The organism is Allosphingosinicella sp. (assembly GCF_036387215.1).
Classification (GTDB): domain Bacteria; phylum Pseudomonadota; class Alphaproteobacteria; order Sphingomonadales; family Sphingomonadaceae; genus Allosphingosinicella.
In genome coordinates this window covers 1-4,961 of record NZ_DASVUE010000248.1, presented here as the reverse complement: position 1 = coordinate 4,961, position 4,961 = coordinate 1, and the positions used below count along the sequence as shown (strand labels likewise).

Genomic DNA, 4,961 nt, shown 5'->3' with positions numbered 1-4,961 from the left:
GGTCATCGGCTCCACGCCGGAGACGTCCACCTCCTGCAATTGCTCGACCCAGCCGAGGATGTTGTTCAATTCGGGCACGAGCGCGTCCACCTCGCCGTCGGTGACGGCAATGCGTGCGAGCTTCGCGATATGGCGAACGGTAGCGGTGTCTACGGACATGGCGCGGGCGCTAGCACCCGTGCCCAATGCCTTCAAGCGCAGGGCCGGTCAGAAGGTGCCCGAAACCGGCTGCCCGTCGACATAGACCTGGCGGCGCCGCACGTCCCTGATCTCGACCCGTCCGGCGGCGACCGCGCCCCGCTGCGCCTGCGGGTCCTGGCCCATCTGCTGAGGGAATGCCTGCGCGGGGCTTTCGACATTCATCGTCTGCCAGTCGCCCTCCGGGCCGCGGACGAGGCGCGTCACTCCGGCGGCGCACTCCGGACAGCCGAAGCCGATGGCGACGGCCTCGGAGGCGCCGGGCTGCCAGAACACAGTGCAGTCGCCGGCCGCGCAGATGCTTCCGGTGGCGAGGATGCGGGAGAGTTCCGGCGGCAGCGGCACCGGCTGCGGGAGTATCCGTACCTTGCCCTGGACCCTTTCGGCGCGGGCGGGGACGGCGGTGGTTTCGGTGAGTGCCCAGCGCTCCTTAGAACGGAGCGCCTGCGCGGCCAGCTGGCGGAGCTTCGGCGCGCCCTGGCGCTGGAGTGCTTCGAGTGCGCGGACGCCGCTGGGGCCGAAATCGAAGCGGAGGGCGGCCCAATCGAACTTCTCCGGAGCCACTTTCCCGGATTGGAGACGAGCGATCTGGTCGCGGGTGGAGATGGCGCCGAAGTCGATCAGCGGCGTCGCCAGCAGCAGCGCGACGATGCAGATGCCGACCGCAAGGCGGACGTTGGCGGGGCGGACCTGCCCGGCCCAGTCGAAGCGGCCGCGGACGAGGGCCCAGAGATAGGCGAGCGAGACGGCGAGCACGACCAGCACGAAGACGAGCGCCCAGAGCCGCTCGGGCGTGAGGCCGTGCTGATCGATGCGCAGCCAGGTGGAGAGTGCGGCGACGATTGCGAGCGGCGCCATCACCGCGCCAAGAGCCATAGCGCTGAGGCGGAGCGCCCTCCCCTTCGCTTCCTCCTCGGGAGAATTGCCGATGACGGCGTTGGCGAGGATGAAGGCGCCGGCGATTGCGAGCAGCAGGATGGGGGTGGTGGCGCTGGTCTTGTCCCACAGCGACTGGAGGCCGGTGAAAGGCAGCGCCAGCACGAAGAGGACGAGCCCGGTAGCGAGCACCGGTGCAAGGACCGAAAGCACGGTCGTCACCACGCGCTGGAGGAGGCCGAGCACCTTGTCGCGGTCGCGGAGCAGGCCGACGCCGGCGCCGAGCGCGGCGCCGACGATCATGCCGACGAACCAGCTGTTCCGAAGCGCGTCGCGGAGGAGGCCGATGCCGATCAGGTTGAACAGCTCGGCCAGCAGGTGGGAGAGCAGGAACGAGATCAGGGTAAAAGCGCAGACGGCGCCCCAGAGCACGAGGTTGGTCCAGGCATAAGCGTGGATCTCGGGCGAGCGGAGGCTCCAGCGCCCCTCGTCTCGAACCGACTGGAACAGCGGCACCGCGATCGCGACGGCCAGGATAGAGGCGAACATCCGCCAGCCCTCGTCGGCGCTCCAGCCGTCGGGCGTACCGTTCCAGTAGAAGACAAGCGCGACGACGGCGCCGCAGGCGAGCGCGAACAGCGCCGACCAGAGCCAGCGGAGCCGCTCGAGCCCGACCGCGAACGTGATGCCCGCCACCGCGACGAACGAAGCCGCGCTCGCCCGCCAGATTTCGTGCGTGTCGCCGCCGTCCAGAAGCCGATCGATGACGATCCCAAGAATGGCACCGAGCGCCGCCAGCATCGCCGCCCGTGCCGGCCAGGCCTCGTGATCCATGTTCCGCTCTTCCATTCCCCTGCCCTCGCCTTATCTGGAGCCTGTCCCATCGCAGCCGGGGGCGCAATCCGCGGCTTCGGCATTCCTGCCACGTCCATGTGCAGGCGTGATGCACATCCGGAGGAAATGAATGCTGGCACGCCGGTTTTTGTGGATCGTCGCCGGCATCGTCGTGCTCGTGCTGATCGCGGCGCTCGGCTACCGATTGTTCGAGCGGCAGCTCCTCAAGACGGCGATGGTGCCGACGGTGGAGTTCAAGGACGTGCCCATGCCGCCGGGGCCGACCTATGCGGATGCGTCGATGTGGATCTCACGTCCCGACATCCCGAACAACCCCGCGCTGTGGCTGCCCAAGGGCTATGCGCCCCCTGCGCCTGCCGAAGACGCCAAGCCGCTCCCGAAGGCAGCGGTGTTCTTCATCCACCCCACCTCGTTCCTCGATCGGTCGCAGTGGAACGCTCCGATCGACCATGAGGACTCGCAGCAAAGGGCGCGGCTGTTCGTCCGCCACCAGGGAAGCGCGTTCAGCGGGGTCGGAGACGTCTGGGCCCCCAAGTACCGCCAGGCGACGTTTGGAGCGTTTCTGACCACGAAGCAGGATGCGGAGAAGGCCCTCGGCTTCGCCTATCGCGACGTGCTCACCGCGTTCGACGCCTTCCTGAAGCAGGCGCCGAAGGACGCGCCGATCATCCTCGCCGGGCACAGCCAGGGCAGCCTTCACCTGACGCGGCTGCTGCGCGAGCGGGTGGCGGGCAAGCCGCTCGCGAAGCGGGTGGTGGCCGCCTACGTGGTCGGGTGGCCGATCTCGACCACTGCGGACCTCGAGCTGCTCGGGCTGCCGGCCTGCGAGAGCGCGGAGCAGCCGGGCTGCATCCTTTCCTGGCAGAGCTTCGCCGAGCCCGCGGACCCGCAGATGATCACCGAAGTCTATGACGCGTCGGTGGCACCGAACGGCACAAAGCGGGCCGGATCGCCGATGCTGTGCGTCAACCCGCTGACCGGCACCCGCGACGGGGAAGCAGAGGCGGCGGCCAATCTCGGGACGATCATACCCAATGCCGAGTTGACCGAAGGCGAGCTTCGGGTGGGCGGCGTGCCGGCGCGCTGCGATGTCAGCGGCTTCCTGCTGATCGGCGAGGAGGTCGCGGGATTTCCGCCCTACGTGCTGCCCGGCAACAACTATCACGTGTTCGACTATGCCTTGTTCTGGGCGAACATCCGTGCCGATGCCGAGGCGCGGCTGAGGGGCTTCGCGGGACGATGATCACCGCCAGCGCCGCCGAGTTTCGCGAGACGCTGCCGATGGGCGGGCGGCTGCTCGGCCTCGACGTCGGCACCAAGACGGTCGGCGCAGCCCTGTGCGACGCCGGCTGGACCATCGCGACTCCGGCCGAACTCATCATGCGGGCCAAATTCTCGGTGGATATGGCGCGGATCCGCGACCTTGCGGGCAAGCAACATGCGGTAGGCATCGTCATCGGACTGCCGCTCAATCTCGACGGCTCCGAAAGCCCCCGCACCCAATCGACGCGCGCTTTCGCGCGGAACCTGGAGCAGCTCGGCCTGCCGATCCTGCTCTGGGACGAGCGCTGGTCGACGCAGGCGGTGACCCGAACCTTGCTGGACGCCGATGCGAGCCGCGCACGGCGCGCCGAGCTGGTCGACAAGATGGCCGCCGCCTACATCCTTCAGGGCGCGATCGACGCGCTGACAATGGGCTGATGTTGCTTGAGGTTAAACGGCGGCCTGCTAACGGCATGACAGGATTTCAGGCTCGTCTTTCGGGCGAGCCGCACCATTCCTGCGGAGGAAGAGATGAAGGCGATTTACCTTGCAGGCGCAGCCGCGCTCGCGCTCGGCGGATGCACGACCATGAGTGAAACGGACACGGCCCCGGCCGCAGCCATGGCGGAAGCGCAGCCGGCCGCTGAAGCCGCTCCGGCCGTTCCCGCCAATATCCTGCTCGCCGACTGGAGCGGGCCCTATGCCGGCGTGCCGCCCTGGGACCAGGTGAAGCCGGAGCTCTTCCCCGAGGCGTTCCAGTTCGCGATCGACGAGCGTCGGCGCGAGATCGCGGCGATCATCGACAATCCGGCCCCCGCGAGCTTCGCCAATACGGTGGAGGCGCTCGAGAGGACCGGCCGCCGTCTCGGACGGGTCGGCGCCGTCTACGGCGTCATGACCAGCAACATGACCAACCCGCAATATCAGGCGCTGCAGAAGGAATGGGGGCCGAAGCTGTCAGCCGCGTCCGACGAGATCGTTCTGAACCCGCGGCTCTTCCAGCGCATCAAGGCCGTCTATGACGCGCGGGAAAGCGCCGGCCTCGATGCCAAGCAGCAGCGGCTCGTCACCCGGCTCTACCAGAGCTACGTCCGGCGCGGCGCCAATCTGGACGCGGCGCAGAAGCAGCAGCTCTCCGCCTACAACCAGCAGCTCGCCCGAGCCTTCGCGACGTTCAGCGAGAAGGTGCTCGCCGACGAGAGCACGCACATCGCCGCGAACGAAAAGGAGATGCGCGGTGTCCCGCAGGACGTAAAGGCGGCGGCCAAGGCTGCCGCCAAGGAGCGGAACCTGCCGGCGGACGTCTATGCGATCGTCAACACGCGCTCGGCCGTCGATCCGGTGCTGACTTTCGCCGACGATCGCGCACTTCGCGAGCGGGTGTGGAAGGCGTTCGTCAACCGCGGCGACAATCCCGGCCAGAACGACACGGGCGCGGTGATCTCAGAGATCGTGAAACTCCGCTCCGAGCGGGCGAAGCTGCTGGGCTTCCCCACCCACGCCCACTGGCGGATGCAGGACACGATGGCCAAGGATCCGGCCCGCGCGCAGGAACTGATGATGCGCGTCTGGCCGGCCGCCGTCGCCCGGGTGAAGGAAGAGGTCCGCGACCAGCAGGCGATGGCCAGGAAGCTCGGCCACAAGATCACGATCGAGCCCTGGGACTATCGCTATTACATGGAGAAGGTCCGGAAAGAGCGGTACGACCTCAGCCAGGACGAGATAAAGCCCTATTTCGAGCTGTCGAACATGATCAACGGCATGTTCTG

Annotated in this window: 5 protein-coding genes; 3 read left to right on the top strand and 2 right to left on the bottom strand. The window is 67.9% G+C overall.

Features of this window, described 5'->3' with window-relative positions; translation table 11 throughout:
- Nucleotides 1-159: Asp-tRNA(Asn)/Glu-tRNA(Gln) amidotransferase subunit GatC (gene gatC, locus VF662_RS10155; RefSeq protein WP_464140593.1), on the bottom strand; the 159-nt coding region annotated here is incomplete at its 3' end.
- A gap of 48 nt (nt 160-207) precedes the next feature.
- On the bottom strand, nt 208-1,908 hold the full coding sequence (locus VF662_RS10150) for a DUF4153 domain-containing protein (protein ID WP_464140591.1): 1,701 nt from the start codon (nt 1,906-1,908) through the stop codon (nt 208-210).
- 130 nt (nt 1,909-2,038) lie between these two features.
- On the opposite strand from VF662_RS10150, the gene VF662_RS10145 reads away from it, so the two are divergent.
- The 3 genes from VF662_RS10145 to VF662_RS10135 all read left to right on the top strand — a co-directional run.
- A complete protein-coding gene (locus tag VF662_RS10145) occupies nt 2,039-3,172 on the top strand; it encodes a DUF3089 domain-containing protein (protein ID WP_464140589.1) in 1,134 nt (377 codons plus the stop codon).
- Nucleotides 3,169-3,630 carry a Holliday junction resolvase RuvX gene (gene ruvX, locus VF662_RS10140; RefSeq protein ID WP_464140587.1) on the top strand — a complete coding sequence of 154 codons (462 nt, stop codon included), beginning with the start codon at nt 3,169-3,171 and terminating at the stop codon, nt 3,628-3,630. Before VF662_RS10145 ends, ruvX begins: the two co-directional genes overlap by 4 nt.
- A 93-nt stretch (nt 3,631-3,723) precedes the next feature.
- Nucleotides 3,724-4,961: M3 family metallopeptidase (locus tag VF662_RS10135; protein WP_464140585.1), on the top strand; the 1,238-nt coding region annotated here is incomplete at its 3' end.

Excerpts from the sequence above, each read along its gene's own strand:
- VF662_RS10150 (WP_464140591.1), bottom strand. The coding sequence starts at position 1,908 with ATGGATCACGAGGCCTGGCCGGCACGGGCGGCGATGCTGGCGGCGCTC.
- VF662_RS10145 (WP_464140589.1), top strand. The coding sequence starts at position 2,039 with ATGCTGGCACGCCGGTTTTTGTGGATCGTCGCCGGCATCGTCGTGCTC.
- ruvX (WP_464140587.1), top strand. The coding sequence starts at position 3,169 with ATGATCACCGCCAGCGCCGCCGAGTTTCGCGAGACGCTGCCGATGGGC.